At 72.9% G+C, this 19,092-nt stretch carries 18 protein-coding genes; 10 read left to right on the top strand and 8 right to left on the bottom strand.

Annotation, left to right across the window (positions count from 1 at the left end):
* Positions 1–3,045, top strand: a complete 3,045-nt coding sequence (locus ACZ7MX_RS19635) for an alpha-mannosidase (RefSeq protein ID WP_472133741.1) — start codon at positions 1–3, stop codon at positions 3,043–3,045.
* Positions 3,046–3,069: 24 nt separating this feature from the next.
* Here ACZ7MX_RS19635 and ACZ7MX_RS19630 read toward each other — a convergent pair whose 3' ends face one another.
* Entirely contained in the window at positions 3,070–3,342 is a 273-nt protein-coding gene (locus ACZ7MX_RS19630) for a hypothetical protein (RefSeq protein WP_472133740.1), read from the bottom strand.
* A 229-nt stretch (positions 3,343–3,571) separates the two neighbouring features.
* On the opposite strand from ACZ7MX_RS19630, the gene ACZ7MX_RS19625 reads away from it, so the two are divergent.
* From ACZ7MX_RS19625 to ACZ7MX_RS19615, 3 genes are all read left to right on the top strand, one after another.
* Positions 3,572–4,597: an alpha/beta hydrolase gene (locus tag ACZ7MX_RS19625; protein WP_472133738.1), complete on the top strand. Its 1,026-nt coding sequence runs from the start codon at positions 3,572–3,574 to the stop codon at positions 4,595–4,597.
* A 77-nt stretch (positions 4,598–4,674) separates the two neighbouring features.
* On the top strand, positions 4,675–4,869 hold the full coding sequence (locus tag ACZ7MX_RS19620) for an antitoxin (protein WP_472133736.1): 195 nt from the start codon (positions 4,675–4,677) through the stop codon (positions 4,867–4,869).
* Between the two features lie 58 nt (positions 4,870–4,927).
* Positions 4,928–5,506: a GNAT family N-acetyltransferase gene (locus ACZ7MX_RS19615; protein ID WP_472133734.1), complete on the top strand. Its 579-nt coding sequence runs from the start codon at positions 4,928–4,930 to the stop codon at positions 5,504–5,506.
* Between the two features lie 80 nt (positions 5,507–5,586).
* Here the strand turns inward: ACZ7MX_RS19615 and ACZ7MX_RS19610 are convergent, their stop codons facing one another.
* On the bottom strand, positions 5,587–5,790 hold the full coding sequence (locus ACZ7MX_RS19610; protein WP_030416471.1) for a cold-shock protein: 204 nt from the start codon (positions 5,788–5,790) through the stop codon (positions 5,587–5,589).
* 480 nt (positions 5,791–6,270) lie between these two features.
* Between ACZ7MX_RS19610 and ACZ7MX_RS19605 the strand changes: the two genes are divergently transcribed.
* Positions 6,271–7,737: an APC family permease gene (locus ACZ7MX_RS19605; RefSeq protein WP_472133732.1), complete on the top strand. Its 1,467-nt coding sequence runs from the start codon at positions 6,271–6,273 to the stop codon at positions 7,735–7,737.
* A gap of 60 nt (positions 7,738–7,797) precedes the next feature.
* Here ACZ7MX_RS19605 and ACZ7MX_RS19600 read toward each other — a convergent pair whose 3' ends face one another.
* Complete coding sequence (locus ACZ7MX_RS19600; protein WP_472133730.1) at positions 7,798–9,144, bottom strand: D-alanyl-D-alanine carboxypeptidase family protein; 1,347 nt, start codon at positions 9,142–9,144, stop codon at positions 7,798–7,800.
* Positions 9,145–9,393: 249 nt separating this feature from the next.
* Positions 9,394–10,023 carry a class I SAM-dependent methyltransferase gene (locus ACZ7MX_RS19595; protein ID WP_472133727.1) on the bottom strand — a complete coding sequence of 210 codons (630 nt, stop codon included), beginning with the start codon at positions 10,021–10,023 and terminating at the stop codon, positions 9,394–9,396.
* A gap of 139 nt (positions 10,024–10,162) precedes the next feature.
* Here ACZ7MX_RS19595 and ACZ7MX_RS19590 point away from each other — a divergent pair, with 139 nt between their 5' ends.
* Entirely contained in the window at positions 10,163–10,567 is a 405-nt protein-coding gene (locus ACZ7MX_RS19590) for a hypothetical protein (protein ID WP_472133725.1), read from the top strand.
* A gap of 34 nt (positions 10,568–10,601) precedes the next feature.
* Here the strand turns inward: ACZ7MX_RS19590 and murJ are convergent, their stop codons facing one another.
* Positions 10,602–12,239 (bottom strand): murein biosynthesis integral membrane protein MurJ, encoded by a 1,638-nt coding sequence (murJ, locus tag ACZ7MX_RS19585; protein ID WP_472133984.1) that lies wholly within the window; start codon positions 12,237–12,239, stop codon positions 10,602–10,604.
* A 63-nt stretch (positions 12,240–12,302) separates the two neighbouring features.
* Positions 12,303–13,196: a non-homologous end-joining DNA ligase gene (gene ligD, locus ACZ7MX_RS19580; protein WP_472133724.1), complete on the bottom strand. Its 894-nt coding sequence runs from the start codon at positions 13,194–13,196 to the stop codon at positions 12,303–12,305.
* Positions 13,197–13,226: 30 nt separating this feature from the next.
* Here ligD and ku point away from each other — a divergent pair, with 30 nt between their 5' ends.
* Together ku and ACZ7MX_RS19570 are read left to right on the top strand one after the other, a co-directional pair.
* Positions 13,227–14,321 carry a non-homologous end joining protein Ku gene (gene ku / locus ACZ7MX_RS19575; protein ID WP_472133722.1) on the top strand — a complete coding sequence of 365 codons (1,095 nt, stop codon included), beginning with the start codon at positions 13,227–13,229 and terminating at the stop codon, positions 14,319–14,321.
* Positions 14,322–14,385: 64 nt separating this feature from the next.
* Complete coding sequence (locus tag ACZ7MX_RS19570; protein ID WP_472133721.1) at positions 14,386–14,769, top strand: RNA-binding S4 domain-containing protein; 384 nt, start codon at positions 14,386–14,388, stop codon at positions 14,767–14,769.
* Positions 14,770–14,782: 13 nt separating this feature from the next.
* Here ACZ7MX_RS19570 and ACZ7MX_RS19565 read toward each other — a convergent pair whose 3' ends face one another.
* The gene (locus ACZ7MX_RS19565) at positions 14,783–15,223 is read right to left on the bottom strand and encodes a YchJ family protein (protein ID WP_472133719.1); all 441 of its coding nucleotides are present in this window, start codon (positions 15,221–15,223) and stop codon (positions 14,783–14,785) included.
* Positions 15,224–15,453: 230 nt separating this feature from the next.
* On the opposite strand from ACZ7MX_RS19565, the gene ACZ7MX_RS19560 reads away from it, so the two are divergent.
* Positions 15,454–15,648 (top strand): hypothetical protein, encoded by a 195-nt coding sequence (locus ACZ7MX_RS19560; RefSeq protein WP_030412631.1) that lies wholly within the window; start codon positions 15,454–15,456, stop codon positions 15,646–15,648.
* A 150-nt stretch (positions 15,649–15,798) separates the two neighbouring features.
* Complete coding sequence (locus tag ACZ7MX_RS19555) at positions 15,799–17,493, top strand: hypothetical protein (protein WP_472133717.1); 1,695 nt, start codon at positions 15,799–15,801, stop codon at positions 17,491–17,493.
* Between the two features lie 47 nt (positions 17,494–17,540).
* Here the strand turns inward: ACZ7MX_RS19555 and ACZ7MX_RS19550 are convergent, their stop codons facing one another.
* Positions 17,541–19,046 (bottom strand): SCO1417 family PLP biosynthesis transcription factor, encoded by a 1,506-nt coding sequence (locus ACZ7MX_RS19550; RefSeq protein WP_472133715.1) that lies wholly within the window; start codon positions 19,044–19,046, stop codon positions 17,541–17,543.
* Positions 19,047–19,092: the final 46 nt, after the last annotated feature.

Raw genomic sequence — 19,092 nt, 5'->3', positions numbered from 1 at the left:
ATGCATGACGATCGCGCACTGGTCGAAGCCCGGCTCAAGCGGGTCCTGGACGAGCGCATCCGGCCGGCGCTCTACCCCGAGTCGGTCCCCCTGGAGGTCGCGGCCTGGGTCGCGCCCGGTGAGCCCGTGCCCGTGGCGGAGGGCCTGGCCGCCGCGCACGCGCCGGTGCAGGTGGGTGATGCCTGGGGCGCGCCGTGGGGCACGACCTGGTTCCGGGTCCGCGGGCAGGTGCCGGCCGAGTGGGCCGGGCGGACCGTGGAGGCGGTGCTGGACCTCGGCTTCGACGAGCGGATGCCGGGGTTCCAGTGCGAGGCGCTGGTGCACCGGCCGGACGGCAGCCCGGTCAAGGCGCTCAACCCGCGGAACCAGTGGGTGCGGGTGGGGGCGCCGGTGCGCGGCGGGGAACGCGTCGAGTGGCATCTGGAGGCCGCGTCCAACCCGGTGATCCTGGATGTGCATCCGTTCCTGCCCACGCCGCTGGGCGACCGGGAGACCGCGGGCAGTGCGCCGCAGTACCGGCTGGCGCGGATGGATCTGGCGGTGTTCGACACCGAGGTGTGGGAGCTCGTCCAGGACCTGGAGGTGCTGGGCGAGCTGATGGCGGAGCTCCCGGTGGACGGCCCGCGGCGCTGGGAGGTGCTGCGGGCGGTCGGCCGGGCGCTGGACGCGGTGGATCTCCAGCAGGTCAACGTGACGGCCGGGGCGGCACGTTCGGAGCTGCGGGAGGTGCTGGCGGCGCCCGCGGGGGCCTCGGCGCACCGGATCAGCGCGGTGGGGCACGCCCACATCGACTCGGCGTGGCTGTGGCCGCTGCGCGAGACGGTCCGGAAGGTGGCGCGGACCACGTCGAACATGACGGCGCTGCTGGAGGACGAGCCGGAGTTCGTCTACGCCATGTCGCAGGCGCAGCAGTACGCCTGGATCAAGGAGCACCGGCCGGAGGTCTACGCCCGGGTCAAGCAGGCCGTGGTGGAGGGCCGGTTCGTGCCGGCGGGCGGGATGTGGGTGGAGTCGGACACCAACATGCCGGGGTCCGAGGCGATGGCCCGGCAGTTCGTGCACGGCAAGCGGTTCTTCCTGGAGGAGTTCGGCGTCGAGAACGAGGAGGCGTGGCTGCCGGACACCTTCGGTTTCGCCGCCGGGCTGCCGCAGATCATCCGGGCGGCGGGCGCGAAGTGGCTGCTGACCCAGAAGATCTCCTGGAGCCAGGTCAATTCCTTCCCGCACCACACCTTCCGCTGGGAGGGCATCGACGGCACCCGGATCTTCACCCACTTCCCGCCGGTGGACACCTACAACTGCCAGCTGTCCGGCGGTGAACTCGCCCACGCGGTACGGAACTTCAAGGACAAGGGGGTGGCCCGGCACTCGCTGGCGCCGACCGGCTGGGGCGACGGGGGCGGCGGCACCACCCGCGAGATGGTCGCCAAGGCCCGGCGGCTGCGCGATCTGGACGGGTCACCGACGGTGGTGTGGGAGAAGCCCGCGGACTTCTTCGCGCGGGCGGAGGCGGAGTACCCGCAGGCGCCGGTATGGGTGGGTGAGCTGTATCTGGAGCTGCACCGCGGGACCCTGACCAGCCAGGCGAGGACCAAACGCGGCAACCGGCGCAGTGAGCAGCTGCTGCGGGAGGCGGAGCTCTGGTCGGCGACCGCCGCCGTGCGGTGCGGGCACCCGTATCCGTACGAGGAGTTGGACCGCCTCTGGAAGACGGTGCTGCTCCACCAGTTCCACGACATCCTGCCCGGTTCGTCGATCGCCTGGGTGCATCGGGAGGCGGCGGCGACGTACGCGGCGGTCGCCGCCGAGCTGGAGGGGCTGATCGCGGGCGCACTGACGGCACTGGCCGGCCGCGGGGACACCGGCCTGGTGGCGAACTCCGCGCCGCACGCCCGGGGCGGGGTGGCGGCCGGTGCGCTGGCACCGCCGGTGACCGAGGGCCCGGAGGTGTCCGTCGCGCCCCGCGACGACGGCGGTTTCACGCTCACCAACGGGCTGCTGCGGGTCGGGATCGACGGCCGCGGGCTGGTGGTCTCCGCGTACGACCTGGCGGCCGGCCGCGAGACGGTGGCTCCCGGGACGGCGGCGAACCTGCTGCAGATCCACCCCGACTTCCCCACCATGTGGGACGCCTGGGACGTGGACGCGTTCTACCGCGATGTGGTCACCGACCTGACGGACGCGGACGAGGTGGTCCTCGGCGCGGCGGGCCCGGACGCCGCGACGGTGCGGGTGTCCCGTACGTTCGGGGACTCGCGGGTGGCGCAGCAGCTGACGCTGGCGCGCGGGCAGCGGCGGCTGGACGTCGACACCGAGGTCGACTGGCACGAGACGGAGAAGTTCCTCAAGGCCGCGTTCCCGCTGGACGTGCACGCCGAACGGTACGCCGCGGAGACCCAGTTCGGGCATCTGTACCGGCCCACGCACACCAACACCAGTTGGGAGGCGGCCAAGTTCGAGGCGTGTGCGCACCGGTTCGTGCACGTCGGGGAGCCGGGCTGGGGCGTGGCGCTGGTCAATGACGCGGTCTACGGCCATGACGTGAGCCGTACCGTCCGGGACGACGGCGACCGCGGCACCACCACGACCGTGCGGCTGTCACTGCTGCGCGCCCCGCGCTTCCCCGACCCGGAGACCGACCAGGGCCGGCACCGTTTCCGCTACGCGCTGGTGCCCGGCGCGGGGCCGGCCGAGGCGGTGCGCGAGGGCCACCGCATCAATCTGCCGGAACGCCGGATCACCGGTGCGGGCGCGGTGCCGCCGCTGGTCACGGTCGACAACGACGCGACGGTGGTGACCGCGGTGAAGCTCGCCGACGACGGGAGCGGCGATGTGGTCGTCCGCCTCCACGAGGCCCACGGCGGGCGCGCCACTTCCGTCCTCACCACCGGGTTCGAGCTGGCCGGCGCGGTCGCCACCGATCTGCTGGAGCGCCCGTGGGAGGACGGTCCGGCGCTCGACCGGGAGGGGAACGCGGTACGGATGCGGCTGCGCCCGTTCCAGATCGTGACGCTGCGACTGCGCCGGGCGGGCGGCGCCCGGTAGCCGGTCGTCGCGGCGGGGAACGGATCAGGGCGTGTCCCCCCGATCCGGCCGCAGCAGGGAGCGGGCGCGGCCGGCCCGGGCCCCCCGTCCCGGGCTGCGGCCGTGGTCCGCCGCCGGCGCGTGCGCGGCGCCGCGGCCCGGGTCCCCGGCCGGATCCAGGCCCAGCATGTCCATCAGCATCGACAGGTCCGCCGCGTCCCGCGCCCGGCCGGCCAGCGCCTTGCGGGCGAGCCGGCGTTCCTCGTCACCCGGTGCGGCGCGGGCGGGGTCCTCGGCATTGCGGTGTTCTTCGCTCACCGCTGCATTCTCGGCCGGACCGCGGTGCCGTGCCCGTCGAGCGCTCCCGCGGCGCCCGCTGCGGAACCGACCCGGGCGCGTAGGGCCGTTCGGGTGAACCGGTCCGCGCCAGGGCCGCGCGCCGCATCGTCCGGCCGGCCGGGCGCGAGGGAACCCGCACCACCCCTTTTCCCTCTATATGAGCACGTGCAAGGGCACGTGCCGTTGATCCACCGCCCCGGAGTCCCCGTTGAAACACCCCTACGCCGTCGCGCTCGCGGCCGCCCTCGTCGCTTCCTGCGCACTGCTCACCGGCTGCTCGGAGACCGGGCAGCCGGTCGACTTCAACGCCGGCGGCAAACCCGACGGGGCCGCGCCCGTCAAACCCGTGGACGCGGACACCCGTATGCCGACGGGCCCGAAGAGCGACTTCCGGGTCACCCGGACGCTGGACGACGGCACGCACATCGCCCGGACCACGCTCAAGGGCCGCAAGTCCGGGGTCACCGGCAGCGTCTGGGTGTGGGCACCGAAGGAGTACCAGGACCCGAAGTACGCCAAGAGCGGATTCCCGGTGCTGATCGCCCTGCCGGGCGGTCTGGGCAGCCCGCAGGACGCCGACGGCGTCACCAACTACTGGGTCGGCGGCGACATCAAGCTCCAGGAGAACCTCACCCGGTGGACCGCGGAGGGCAAGAGCCTGCCGTTCATCGTGGTGATGCCGATGCTCAACCCGGACACCCGCTACCACGACGCCAGCGACATACCCGGCCGGCAGAAGATGGGCACCTGGCTGACGGAGGACGTGGTGGACCTGGCGAAGGCCACCTTCCGCACCTACCGGTCCCGCGACGGCTGGGCCTTCATGGGCTCGTCCTCGGGCGGCTTCGCCGGGCTGAAGTCGGTGCTGAAGCACCCGGACAAGTTCAAGGCGGCGATCGCCAGCGGACCGGACATCGTGCCGGACTCCCCGATGTGGGCCGGGCACCAGGCGGAGAAGGACGCCAACGACCCGGAAAAGCTTGCCCGCCGGCTGCTCCAGAAGGGCGGCCCGGACGTGTACCTCGCCTTTCAGGTGGGGACCCGGGAGTCCGCAGCCGTCACCCTGCCCGTCCAGAAGTTCCGCACTACCTACGGCAAGGGGCCGATCCACACCTCGCTGCAGCTCATACCCGGTGGCCGGCACAACGCCTGGGACTACCAGAAGGGCATGGCCGACGGCTCCCTGAAGTTCATCAGCGACCACCTGAAGGCCCCGGTTCCGAGCGGTTCCTGACTCGGGGCGCGCGGATGCAGATCACCTGAGTGGGGGAGATCCTGGAGGGGCGGGGGCCGTCCCGAGGAGGTCACACCATGTCCGTGATGGACAAGCTCAAGCAGCTGCTGAAGGGGCACGAGGAGCAGGCCGGCAAGGGCGTCGACAAGGGCGGCGACATGCTCGACGAGAAGACCCAGGGGAAGTACTCCGGGCCGGTCGACACGGCACAGGACAAGCTCAAGGGGCAGCTCGGCAACGACCAGGGCCGGGAGCGGCCGCCGGGGACCTGACCGAACGGGTTCCCCCGAGGGCGGTGCCGGGCCGCCGCCCCGCCCGTACGCTGTGCGGATGATCTCCGCGTCGTCCGCCCGGCTGACCCCTGACGTCCTGCTGCGCCCCGCCACGGCCGAGGACGCCGCCGGCCTCGCCCGGTCCTACCGGCGCAGCTGGGACCATCTTTGCCGCTGGGAGCCGGACCGGGCCGACGCGTTCTTCACCACCGACGGCCAGGCGGCCCGGCTGCGCGGCCTGCTCGCCGAGCGGAACGCCGGGCAGACCATGCCGTGGGTGCTGGAGCGGCAGCCGGACGACGGTGCCGGGGAGCCCGAGGTCGTCGGTGCGATCACCCTGACCGGGATCGTGCGGGGACCGTTCCGCAGTGCCAACCTGGGCTACTGGATCGACGCGGGCCAGCTGCGCCGCGGCCTGGCCTCGGCCGCGGTCACCGCGGTCTGCGCCGCGGCCGATGCCGAGCTGGGCCTGCACCGCGTCCAGGCGGGCACCCTGGTCGACAACCTCGCGTCCCAGCGCACGCTGCTGAAGTGCGGTTTCACCGCGTTCGGCACGGCCGAGAACTATCTGCACATCAACGGCGCCTGGCGCGACCACCGGCTGTTCCAGAAGATCCTCAACGACCGCCGCCCATAAGGCGGCGGGCACCTCCGGACGCGAAGGGGCGCCCGCCCCCGGACGGGAACGGGCGCCCCTTGCCGCGTGCTGCGGACGGCTCAGGCCAGCCGGATCTTCTCCGCCTGCGGGCCCTTGTGGCCCTGGGTGACCTCGAACGTCACCTTCTGGCCCTCCTGGAGCTCGCGGTAGCCGGTGGCGTCGATGTTGGAGTAGTGCGCGAAGACGTCGGCGCCACCGCCGTCCTGGGCGATGAAGCCGAAGCCTTTCTCGGAGTTGAACCACTTCACGGTGCCGGAAGCCATACCTGTCTCCTTCGTTCAAGGGGCTCGGATCGGGTCCCGCGACTTGCGGCACCCGGAGGTGATCGCCTTGGGTCCGGAGACGCACCGCACACGCACACGCACAGCAAGAACGCCCGTGAATGCGACACGGGCGCCCGGTACTTCGGAACCACGACAGCTGTTCAGGACGCTACACCGAGCAACGCCCGGCGGGCGGCAGGTCCGTGACGGACGCGTCGCCCTTCACCGGGCCAGGGCCATCCCCTGTCCTCCGTATACCTGACCTATCGGATACCCGTACGAAACCGGCGAGGCCGCCCGGGTGCCTGACGAAAGGCACGGCCTCACGCCTCCGGACGGCCCGATCTCGGAGGCATGGACCGGTGCCGAACGTGTCATATGTGGGTGGAACAGGCCGATCTGATGAGAATGAGCCCGTTGGTCGAGGACCCCTCAGGCGCTCGGAGTCGAAGGGGCACGAGCGAAGACGAGGTGGCCGAGGTGGCGGAAGCTTCGACGGACGCGCAGGACGGCGAGGGGTCCGTCGAACGCGGGGGCTACGAGCAGGAGCTGAAGCGGACGCTCGGCTCCTTCCAGGTGTTCGCGATCTCGTTCGCGTTCATCTCGGTGGCGGTCGGGGTCTTCTCGACCTACGACGACGTGCTGCAGAACGCGGGGCCGGTAGGGATCTGGCTGTGGGTCGTCGCGACCGTGGGACAGGTGCTGGTGGCGCTGGTGGTGGCGCAGCTCGCCGGCCGCATCCCCCTGAGCGGCTCCTCCTACCAGTGGGCCTCGCGGCTGGCCAACCCGAAGATCGGCTGGGGTTTCGGCTGGCTGACCTTCTGCTATCTGGCGATCGCGGTGGTGGCGATCGACAACGCGCTCGCGAGCCAGGCGTTCATGCCACTCGCCGGCATCGCACCGGACGAAGGGACCGCACGCCTGATCACGCTCGCGGTGCTGCTCGTCCAGGCCGTGCTCGTGGTGGCCTCGACGCGCCTCGTCAGCGTGATCAACGCGGGCGCCGTGGGACTCGAACTGGGGCTGGTCGTGGTGCTGGCGCTCGCCCTCGCCATCGCCGTGGCGGTCACCGGCCACGGCGCGGCCGGCAACCTCCTCTCACGCGGCGTCACCGTGAACGCCCCCCACTACTTCGAGGTCGGCGGCGGATTGATGATCGCGATGATCATGGGTCTCGCCACGCTCGTCGGCTTCGACTCCGCGGCGAACCTGGCGGAAGAGGCCAAGGACCCCCTGCGCAGCGTTCCGCGCGCGATCGTGGGATCCGTCGTGGCCGCCGGCGTGCTGGGCATCGTGTTCCTGATCTGCCTCACCGTCGCGATCGAGGACATCCCACGCATCACCGCGAGCGAGTCCCCGGTGGCGGCCATCATGCGTGAGCAGCTGGGGCCGGCGATGGAGCGAACCCTCCTGATCGCGATCACGGTCGCGTTCTTCGGCGCCGGGATGGTGGTGATGACCGCCTGCTCACGCATCGTCTTCGCGATGTCCCGTGACGCCCGCTTCCCCGCCCATCGGCTGATGCGCCGGGTCAGCCCGCGCACGCACACCCCCGTCCCGGCGACGATCCTGATCTTCGCCGTGGGCATCGTCCTGATGGTCGCGCTGCCGGGCGCCGCACTCCTGCAGCTGATCACGGCGTCGACGATCCTCCCGGCGATCATCTACGGCGCGACCACCGTCCTCTACCTGGCGGTGCGCCGCCGACTGAGCCGCACGAAGGGCGCGTTCGACCTCGGCCGGTTCGAGCTGCCGGTCGCGGTCTGCGCACTGCTGTGGTCGGTCGCCTCGCTGGTGATGCTGGTGTCACCGGCCGAGGCTCTGGTCCCCGCCCTGATCGTGGTCGGTCTGCTCCTCGCGGGCGGGACCTTCTTCGTCGTCATGCTGAAACTCGACCGCGCAGCCCTGGAGAGCGAGCCGGGAGACGTGAACGTTTACAAGCACTGACCGAAGGACCCTCCGACGTCCGACGCCCGACGCCCGGCGTTCGGCGCTCGGCGCTCGGCGTCAGGGGCCCTGCCGATCCGCAGCCGTTTCCACACCGGCTTCCACACCGGCTTCCACACCCGCTTCCGGACCTGCTTCCGGGTCCTTCCCGGCCGCCGTTTCCGTGGCCGGGGACGGCTTGCGGCGCCGCCACCACAGCCCGGTGCCGAGCCCGGCGGCCGCGATCACCCCGACGGCCGCGGCCGACGTCAGCAGCCACCGCCGGCGTCCCGCGCCGTCCTCGCCCCCCGGGGCACCGGCCACGTGCAGGGGCTGCAGCGATGCCGGCCGGTGGGCGACGTGCCCGGCCCCGGCGTCCCGCCAGCCCGGGGCGACGCCCGGCAGCATGGCCACCGCGGCGGCGCGCGGAGCCACCTCGAAGCCCCAGTCCAACAGCGCCCGGGTCTCCTCGTAGACCGCGTTCGAGGCGCCGGACTGCGGGTTCATCACGGTGACCAGCAGCGTCCGGCCGTCCCGCCGGGCGGCCGCGACGAGGGTGTTGCCGGCGTGCGTCGTGTAGCCGTTCTTCACTCCGATCAGTCCCTCGTACGGGCGTACGCCGTGCGAGCCGACCAGCAGCCGGTTGGTGTTCTGGATGCCGAACGCGTCCGGGCCGCCGCCCTGCGGGAGTTGGGCCCGTTTCGTGGCGGCGAACTCCGCGAAGTCGGGGTTGGTCAGCCCGGCCTGCCCGAAGAGCGACAGGTCGTAGGCGGAGGAGACCTGCCCCGGGGTGTCGAAGCCGTCCGCGGACTCCACCCGGGTGTCGCGGGCGCCGAGGCGGCGCGCGGTCTCCTGCATGTCGTCGATGGTCTTGTTCCAGCCACCGTTCATGGCGGCCAGGGTGTGCACCGCGTCGCTGCCGGAGCTGAGGAAGACGCCGTGCCACAGGTCGGCGACGTGGTACGGCACCTCCTCCTGGAGCCCGGCCATCGAGCTGCCCGCCTCGATGCCGGCCAGGTCCTCCATGGAGACGGTGTGCACCGTCCCCTGGGAGAACTTCGGCAGCACGGTCAGCGCGAACAGCGTCTTGAGCGTACTGGCGGGCGGCAGCGGCCGATGGGCGTCCTTGGCGGCCAGCACCTTGCGGCTCCCCAGGTCCGTCACCATCCACGACAGCGCGGAGACCTTCGGCGGCTCCGGTACGTCCCGCCGGGCCACGAACTGCACTCCACGCCGGTCCAGCCGGTTCCCGGCATCGGCCGCGGGGCGGGCCCCGGCCCGCAGATCGTCGACGCCGTACGGGCCGTCGGCCCGCACACTCCGGCACGCACCGGTGGCCAGCGCCGGAGCGGGCACGACCAGCAATCCGGCGGCACAAACGGCCGCGACGGCCACGGCTCTGACGGGGACCCATCTCGCGCTCGACATGAGGCCACGCTAAGAACGACGGGGGCGGGGCGCTGGTTGGCCTACGCCATCTGGTGACTTCCCACGTACCTGGCTGTCCCGCCGCGGGGCTCGCTCGCCGTTGCGCTTTGCGGCGCGCCGCGCGTACCCGTCTCTCCCGCCGTCGGGGTTGCTCCCTGTTGCGCCTGCGGCGGGCTGGGTGGGTGTCGGGTGCGGTGACGGACCTCCGGTTGGGGGAACCGGCTCACATCGCGGCGTCACATCGCGGCCTCAGCCCCGCGGTTTGTCCCACACCAGCGAATAGCGCCACAGCAGATGACGCCGGTACCGGCTGCCCGGCAGGCAGGTGCGGGCGGCGCGCCGGACCTCGCCCCACGTCATGGTGCTGTCCACGACCGGCATGCCGGGCGGCCCGGACTTGCCGCCGTGGCGGCGGGCCTGGATGCGGGCGGCGGGGAGGCCGGCGCCGCTGACGAGCCAGTCCCAGGGGGTTTTGTTGGCCGCCAGTCCGAGGATGACGAGACGGCCGCCGGGCGCCAGCAGACCGGTCAGGCGACGGGCCGCGGCGGCGAATTCCGTGTGGTGGATGACGGCCACGGCCGTGACGAGGTCGTAGCCGCCCGGCAGGGCACCGTCCGCCATGAAGTCGGCGGCCACAAAGGTGACGTTGGTGGCTGCGGCACTGCTCTCGCGGGCCTGCCGCAGCATCGCGGCGGAGCGGTCCACGCCGGTCACCTCGCCGATCCGCCGGGCGAGTTTGCGGACCAGCAGGCCGTCACCGCAGCCGACGTCCAGCGCCCGCGCACAGCCGTCCGGCACCGCGTCCAGCACCAGCCGGTGGTAATGCACGTTGTGGTTCCAGTACGGATCCGGCGGCGCCGGTGCGTCGGTGAACGGCATCGGGTCACCCTAACCAGACCGGCCGGTTCCGCGTGGTCCCATCGGGTGAATCCGTGCGTGCGCCGCAACCAGGCGGGGCATTCGCGGCTTCCGGAGGATTGTCGGAGCTGATCCGTTCCCACGAGCCGTGGAGGTCCCGATGCCGCTCGACCGTCCCACTCCCCCGCCGTACGGCGCGGCACCGGAGTACACGCTCGCCCCGCCGCGCGCCGAGGACCGTCTGGACACCCTCGCGCTGCCGCTCGATCTGCGGCTGCCGCCGCCCCGCCCGGAGGACCGGGTGCCGGGCGGGCCCTGGCGGGCCGATGGCCGGCCGCTGCCGCCGCCGCGTCCCGAGGAGCGGCTGCAGGGCCCGGTGGCACTGCCCGATCATCGGCGACCGGACCTCCGGGCCGCGCTGACCGCCGCCGGCATCGCGGCGGACGCCGGGGACGCGGTCGCGGTCGCGGAGATCGCGGGGCTGGGCGACGCCACGGTCCGGGCCGTCATCGGCTGGATCGAGGCGGCCGGCCGGGCGTCCTGGGCCCGGCGGGCCGCCGTGTGACCGGCCGGCGCGAGGTGAGCGACCGGTCCGCGGTTCAGCGCAGGCCGGGCACGGTGCGCAGTTCGGTGACCTTGAGGAGCCGGGCGAGTGCCAGGAAGAGCAGGGCCATGCTGAGGCCGCCGGCGGCCAGCGCCAGGACGGGGACCCAGAGGTGCGGGACGGGGGCCCCGGAGCACGCCCGGGCCACGGCCCAGGCCACCGCGCCGGCCACGGCGGCGGCGCCGGTCAGCTTGCCGTAGGTGCGGCACAGCCGGCGGCCGTCGAGGCGCCCGGAGAGGCGCCGGCGCAGCAGCAGTGCGGTGAGCAGCAGTCCGGCCCCGTACGCGACGGTGTAGGCGGCGGCCATGCCGGTGACCGCCCAGCGGGCCGGCAGCAGCAGGTGGCAGGCGGTGGCCAGGGCGATGTTGAGGGCGGCGATGCCGGCGCCCGTCCAGAACGGCGTGCGGGTGTCCTCGAAGGCGTAGAAGCCGCGCAGCAGCAGGTACTGGGCGGAGAACGGGATCAGGCCGAGGCCGAACGCCTGCAGCATGTGGCCGGCGGGTGCGGCCGAGTCGGCGTTCACCGAGCCGTGGGCGAACAGCAGTTGGGCGGTCTGCGGGCCGAGCGCGACGAAGAAGAAGGCGGCCGGGACGATGAGCACGCCGCTGACGCGCAGGGCCCGGGAGAGGTCGTTGCGCAGGTCGTCCAGGCGGTGTTCGGCGACCGCCCGGCTCATCCGGGGCAGCAGGGCCGTCACCAGTGAGACGGTCACGATCGACTGCGGCAGTGTCCAGATGGTCTGGGCGTAGCTGTAGGCGGTGTATCCGACGCCCGCGGTGGGGAGTTGCCGGTCGGCGGCGCCGGCGTAGTGCGTGACGACGGTCATCGCGGCCAGGTTGGCGAGCACGAACAGCAGGGTCCAGCGGGCCGCCGCGATGCTCTTGCCGAGGCCGCTGCCCCGCCAGTCGAAGCGCGGGCGGAAGCGGAAGCCGGCCGCGCGCACGAACGGGACCAGGGCCAGGGCCTGCAGGGCGATGCCGCCGGTGGTGGCGAGGCCGAGCAGGTCGATCTGGCCGGGGGTGATGTCCTCGATCCGGTCGGGACCGGCCAGCAGCCCGAGGTAGAGGCCGAACATCGTGATCAGCACGACGTTGTTGAGGACCGGCGTCCACATCATCGCGCCGAACTTGCTGCGGGCGTTGAGGACCTGGCCGAGGATGAAGAAGAGCCCGTAGAAGAAGATCTGCGGGAGCAGGAAGCGGGCGAAGACGACGGTGAGCGCGAAGGCGGCGTGGGTCCGGGGTGTGTCGGGGGTGTAGAGCGCGACGATCTGCGGGGCGGCCCACACCGAGAGCAGGGTGCCCACCGCGAGCACGCTGAGGACGAGGGTGACCAGCCGCTGTTCGTGGGCCCGGCCGCCGTCCGGGTGCTCGGCCCGGGCCCGGACCAGCTGCGGTACGAGCACGGAGTTGAGGGCGCCGCCGATCAGCAGGGTGTAGAGGCTCATCGGGACGACGTTGGCGGTGTTGTAGGTGGTGGCGAGCAGTCCGGTGCCGAGCGCGGCCGCCTGGAGGCCCTGCCGGAACACTCCGGTGGCGCGGGACGCCACGGTCCCCACCGCCATCAGGAGCGAGGAGCGGGCCAGCCCGCCCGCGGGTTCCTGTTCCCCCGTGGTCGCCTCGCCGGCGGTCATCTCCCGGCCGGTCACGCGCAGTTGCTTGGTGTCGTCCGATGTCCCCTCGATCATGGGGACAATCTATGCCGCTCCCGGCAGCGGTCGGGCGCGGTCGGGGTCGAGGAGCGGGGCGAGCAGATCGCCGTGGGCGGCGCAGCGGGGGGCGATGTCGCTGAAGAGGAAGGTGAGTTGGGCCGGGTCGGTGCAGTCGGCCACCTCGTCCCAGGTGACGGGGGTGGAGACGGTGGGGGTGGCGCGGGCGCGCAGGGTGTAGGCGACGGCGGTGGTCTTGGCGGCGGAGTTCTGCGAGAAGTCGATGAAGACCTTCCCCGGGCGCAGCGACTTGGTCATCTTGTGGACGACGAGGTCGGGCAGGGCCCGGGCGGCCTCGACGGCGAGGTGCCGGGCGTAGGCGGTGACCCGTTCGGAGGGGGCCGGTTCGATGGGCACGATGAGGTGCAGCCCCTTGGAGCCGCTGGTCTTGGCGTGTACGTCCAGGCCGTCGGCGCCCAGCCGGGCGTGCAGCCACCGGGCCGCCAGGCAGCACTCCACGATGGTGGCGGGCTCACCGGGGTCCAGGTCGAACACCAGCCGGTCGGCGATGCCGGGCGCGCGGCACGTCCATTGCGGGGTGTGCAGTTCGACGACCAGGTTCGCGGCCCAGACGAGGGCGGCGAGGCCGTCGATCACGACCTGCCGGGTGGGTCCGGACGTCGAATGGGGGACCTCGCAGGTCTTCACCCAGGAGGGCGTGCCGGGCGGCACGTTCTTGGTGAAGAAGCGCTGGCCGTCGGGCCCGTCGGGATAGCGCAGGAAGGACAGCGGCCGGTCCCGCAGGTGCGCGAGCAGCGCGTCCGCGGTGGTGGTGCAGTAGTGCAGCACCTCACCCTTGGTGGTGCCGGTCTCCGGATAGAGGACCTTGTCCAGGTTGGTCAGCGAGAGGCGCCGCCCCTCCACCATGGTGATCGGCGACATACGATGAGAATCCCACACAAGGGATGAAATATGCGTTCTATCTGGAATGGGTCAATTTCCTTCGGACTGGTCACCATCCCCGTGAAGACGTACAGCGCCACGGACCGAACCTCGTCCGTCTCTTTCGTCCGTATTCACGAAAAGGACGGTGCGCAGATCCAGTACCGCAAGATCTGCGAGCTCGATGGTGAGGAAGTCCCGAACGAAGAGGTGGGCAAGGGCTACCAGCCGCCGGGCGACGACATCATCGTGCCGGTCAGCGACGACGAACTGTCGCGACTGCCGATGCCGACGTCCAAGACGCTGACGATCCTGTCCTTCGTCGACCCCGGCGAGATCGACCCGCTCCAGTTGGACAAGGCGTACTACCTGGGCCCCAACGGGGCGGCCGCCACCAAGCCGTACGCCCTGCTGCGGGAAGCGCTGGAGCACCACCGGAAGGTCGCGATCGGCAAGGTGGCGATGCGCGGCCGGGAGTCGCTGGCGATGCTGCGCGCGTACGAGGGGGCGATCGTGATGCATGCGCTGCTGTGGCCCGACCAGATCCGGCCGGCCGCCGGCGTGGCTCCCGAGGCCGTGCAGGTCCGCGAGAACGAGCTGTCGCTGGCCGAGACCCTGATGGATTCCCTGGGTGAGCTGGACCCGGCCGAACTCCACGACGAGTACCGGGAGGCCGTGGAGGAGCTGGTCGCGGCCAAGCTGGAGGGCGAGGAACCGGTCGCTCCCGCCGCCCCGGGGCCGTCCGCCCGGGTCTTCGATCTGACCGCGGCGCTGGAGAAGAGCGTGCGGGCGGCGCGGGAAGGGCGGACGGACACCGCGGAGGGCGAGGCGGAGTCGGCGTCCGTGACACCGATACGGGGGCGGAGGCCGGCGGAGAAGGCCACGGCCAAGAAGGCGCCGGCGAAGAAGGCCGCCGCCAAGAAATCCACGGCGGCGAAGTCCACGGCGAAGTCCGCCCCGGAGAAGAGCGCGGCGAAGAAAAGCACGGCGCCGAAGACGGGAGCGGCGAAAAGCGCGACGACGAAACATACGACGGCGAAGAGCACGGCGGGCAAAAGCGCGGCCAAGAAGAGCGCCGCGCAGAAAAGCACCGCCAAAAGGGGCTCGGCCAAGAAGTCCGGCTAGGTCCGTCCCTGGCGGGCCCCGGCCGCGCGCTTTCCTCCTCCCCCGCCCGTTCTAGAGTTTCGGTATGGCTTCAGACGAGGGGACCACCCGTATCGACAGCTGGATCTGGTCCGTGCGGCTCACCAAGACCCGTTCGCTGGCCGCGGCGGCCTGCCGGGCGGGACACGTACGGGTCAACGGCGAGCGGGTGAAGCCGGCGCACGCCGTGCGCAGCGGCGACGAGGTGCGGCTGCGGCACGCCGGCCGGGAGCGGATCGTGGTGGTCTCGCGGCTGGTGCGCAAGCGGGTGGGCGCGGCCGTCGCCGCGGAGTGCTTCGTCGACAACAGCCCGCCGCCCCCGCCGCGCGAGGAGATCCCGCTGATGGGCCTCCGCGACCGCGGCACCGGGCGTCCCACCAAGCGCGACCGCCGGGAGATCGACCAGCTGCGGCGTCGCGGCATCGACTGACTCCGCGGGTTCCTCAGGCGTCCGGGAGCGCGTCGAGGTAGACCCAGGCGCCGTCCTGACGGACGAAGCGGCTGTGCTCGTGCTGGCTGTCGGCGTGGCCGTGCAGGGTGTGGTGCGCGCGGAATTCCACCGTGCCCTCGGTGTGGAAGGCGCTGCCGCCGGTGGTCCCGAGGATCTCCAGCCCCGTCCAGCGCTGCGCCGGTTCGAGGTCGAGGGCGGCCGGCCGGGTGGACGGGTGCCAGGTGCGCAGCAGGTAGCCGGTGTCGCCGACGGCGAAGGCGCTGTACCGCGAGCGCATCAGCCGCTCCGCGGTCGGGGCGGTGGCGGCGCCCTGGTGGAAGGGGGCGCAGCAGTCGCCGTAGGTGGCGGCGCGGCCGCAGGGGCAGGGCGCGGCGGGGGTCACGGCGGCGGGGCGGCGCGGCGGGCCGGCCGGCTTCTTCTTGGACTTCGGCACCCCACGATTGTGCCGGGTCGGCGGGGGCGGTTCGCGACGGGCCGGGGTGTACGGAGGGGCCCGGCCGGGCGGCGGTGACGGACACGCCGGGGCGACACACCCTGAAGCTGCGCCCATATAGGGAATTTCAACGACAAATCACCCGTTTGCGGCTTCTTGTGGCTTGATGCGACCTGTGAGGCTGGAAGAACTCAAGGTGACCGTCCCCACCACCCAGGAGAGAACACCCCATGATTCTGTCCATTTCCGGCGTCGTCCTGCTCGGTGTCATCGTCTTCCTGTTCTTCCGCAAAGACGGCCTCAAGTTGTCCCACGCGCTGGTCTCGGCGCTCTTCGGGTTCTATCTCGCGAGCTCCGCCATCGCGCCGAGCATCAAGGCCGGCGGGGCGAGCCTGGCGAGCCTCCTCGGGGGGATCAAGCTTTAGAGGCGCCTCCCCCGGGGTGGCCCCCTGGGGCCCCGTTGGGGTCCCTTCCGATCAGCGGCCAGGGTGCGGGCCGGTCGCCACGCGCCGCCCGCCCCCGGCCCGCCGCCCGACCGAGCTCCTCCGACCACCGCACGAGCACCTGGAGACGATGTGGCCCGGCGTCCTCTGCCCCGCGTCCTGACCGACCGCGTACCCCTCGCCCGTGTGACGCAGAGCGTGTCGCTCCTGCGCGGGCGCGATCTCGCGCGCAGCGCCGCCGACGGCGCCTCGGACGTGTTCCACCCGCTGATCACCATCGGCCGGGGCCTGCGCCGGCTGGCGGTGGCCGGCCGGGGACGGTGGGCCGAGACGCCCAAGGAGCAGCGCGGACCGGCGCTGTTCTTCATCGGCGCGTGCGTGCTGATCGTGGCGCTGGTGCCGTACGGGCCGCTGCTGGCGCTGATCGCGACGATGATCGCGGGGGCCTGGGCGGGGCGGGAACGCGTCCCGGTGGAGACCGGCCCCAGTGAGGCGGAGACCGAGCGGCTGCGGGCGCTGTACGAGGCGCTGGTGCCGTATCTGGCCGTCGAGGGCGACCCGAGTCCGCTCTACGCGCCCGGCGGCGACTGGACGGGGGTCTTCCCCGAGTACGCCTTCGACGACGGGCGGCTGGCGCGGCTCCGGCTGAAGTACCCCCCGTACTTCACCGATGGTGAGGACCAGTCCCGGGTCCGCATCGAGCAGGTGCTGTACGCCAAGGCCGGCCGCGGCCGGGAGTACCACTTCGCCTGGGACGAGCTGACCAACCAGCTGACCGTGACCGCGCTCGCCGCGCTGCCGACCGACATCGCCGCGCAGCGCTTCGTCACCTCGCCGGGTGAGACGGTGCTCGGGTTCACCGATGCCGACGCCGTGCGGCGGACGCTGCCGGTCGACGGCGACGGGGGGACCCGCGACGCGCCCCCGGTGGTGTGGCGCACCGGCCAGCGCTCCACGGAGCCGCATCTGCTGGTCATGGGGCCGCCGGGCGCCGGCAGTACGACGCTGCTGCGCTCGATCGCGCTGCAGGCGCTGCAGCACGGCGAGTTGCTGGTCGTGGACGGCGGCGGCGCCGGTGAGTTCGGCTGCCTGGCCGGCCGCCGGGGCGTGCGGGGCGTGGAGAGCGGACTGGCCGGGGCGCTGACGGCGCTGGAGTGGGCCGCGCAGGAGACCGAGCGGCGGCTGGTCACCGCGAACCGCGCGCGGCAGGCCGGCCGGCCCGTACCGGAGGAGGTCCGGCGGCCGCTGTGGATCCTGGTGGACCGGCCGTCGGCACTGACCCACCTCGCGTCCGCGGAGGGCCGGGAGGATCCCCAGCGGTGGCTGCAGGTGCCGCTGCGGCACGGCCGGGCGGCCCAGGTGACGGTGGTCGTGGCGGAGCAGTTCGAGAACGCCGAGCTGCTCGGCGAGGCCGTGCGGTCGCACACCAAGGCGCGGGTGGTGCTCGGGTCCGCCACGGCGGAGGAGGTGCGGGCGGTGCTCGGGGCGCCACCGCACACCACGCCGACGGCGAGCGTGCCGCCGGGGCGCGGCTACGTGCGGCTGGGGACCGCCGAGGTGCTGCGGCTGCAGGTGCCGGCGACCCCCGACCCGTTGGACGAGGCGACCGGCGAGGCGCACCGGCAGGCCGTCCTGGCCCTGCTGCCGGAGCGGGTGGTCCCGGCCGGCGAGGAGCGGGCCGTCCCGGCCGGCGAGGAGCCGCCGGGGGACGCGTCGGCCGCCGCCGCCGAGCCGGTGGGACCGGCGCCCCAGGTGTCGATCGTCAAGGGCGGCGAGTCCCTGACCGCCCGGGGCGGCTCGGTGGAGGCACTGCGCGCGGAGGGTTGATCCGCTTGCCACGCCCAGCAGTTGACGATCCGTCAGGAAGCGAACCGTCAGGCAACGAACGAGTGCCGTGGTTCGGTGTCCACCGGCGCGCCCGTGGCGACCAGTTGCGCGGCGCCCGCCAGCCGGACCGCGGCCTCCTCGGCAACCGCCCCGCTGACCGTGAACGGCAGCCGGACGAAACCCTCGAAGGCGCCGTCCACGCCGAACCGCGGGCCGGAAGGCACCCGTACACCCAGCCGCTCCCCCGCCTCGGCGATCCGCGAGCCGGACAGTCCGCCGGTGCGCACCCAGAGCGTGAGGCCGCCGTGCGGCACGCTGAACTCCCAGTCCGGGAGGTGGCGCTGGAGCGCGGCGACGATGGCGTCGCGGTTCTCCCGGGCCTGGTCCCGCCGGATGCCGACGGCCTGCTCCCAGCCGTCGCCCTCCAGCAGCGAGGCGATGGCGAGCTGTTCGAGGACCGGTGAGCCGAGGTCGGAGTAGGCGCGGGCGGCGACCAGGCTGCGGATGATGTCAGGAGCGGCGCGCACCCAGCCGATCCGCATCCCGGCCCAGAACGCCTTGCTCGCCGACCCGACGGTGATCACCGCGCTGCCGGCCGGGTCGAACGAGCAGACCTGCGGCGGGGTTTCGGTCTCCGGGTCGAGCCGGAGCTCGGTCATGGTCTCGTCGACGACGAGCAGGGTGCCGGCGGAGCGTGCGGCGTCGACGAGGCGGCGGCGCTGGTCCTCGGTGGCGAGGGTGCCGGTGGGGTTGTGGTAGTCGGCGACGACGTACGCCATGCGCGGCGCGGCGTCGCGCATCACCTGGCGCCAGACGGGGATGTCCCAGCCGGCCAGCCGCTCCGCGAGGGCGACCGGGACGAGCCGGGCGCCGGCGTCCCGCATCAGCTGGAGGATGTTGGCGTACGAGGGCGAGTCGACGGCCACCCGCTCGCCGGGGCTCGTACAGAGGCGGCAGATGGCGGCGACCGCGCCCATCGCGCCCGTGGTCACCATGATCTGCTCGGGCATGGTGGGGATGCCGCGGGCGGTGTAGCGGTCGGCCAGGGCCTGGCGCAGGACGGGCAGGCCGGCCGGGTAGTCGCCGTGGGTGTGGGCGTAGAGCGGGAGGTCGCCCATCGCGGCCTGGACGGCGCGGGTGAGCCAGGGCTCGGGGGCCGGGAGGGCGGCGCAGCCCAGGTCGATCATGGAGCCGGCGGCCTCGGGGGGCAGTGGCTCCAGGCCGCGGGTGGGCAGCGGGTTGCCGGCGGGGACGGCGGTCCAGCTGCCGGAGCCGCGCCGGGACTCCAGGAAGCCCTCGGCGCGCAGCGCTTCGTAGGCGGCGGCGACGGTGGTGCGGCTGACGCCGAAGGCGGCGGCCAGTTCGCGTTCGGCGGGGAGCCGGGCGGCGACCGGTATCCGGCCTTCGAGCACGAGGAGGCGGATGCCGTCGGCGAGGCCGCGGTAGGCGGGCAACCGGCGTCCGCCGCCCGCGAGTTGGACCTCGCGGGAGTCCTGCGACCGGAGCAGCCGGGCGAGTTGGGGCGCGCCGACGGCTGAAGTCCACTGGGCCATGAAGATCAGTCCACCTTCCCGCAATTGGCTCTACTTCGCGAGCCCG

The organism is Streptomyces sp. NPDC107765 (assembly GCF_055657085.1).
The sequence above is the reverse complement of the archived record's forward strand: the minus strand, read 5'-3'. Positions and strand labels throughout refer to the sequence as shown.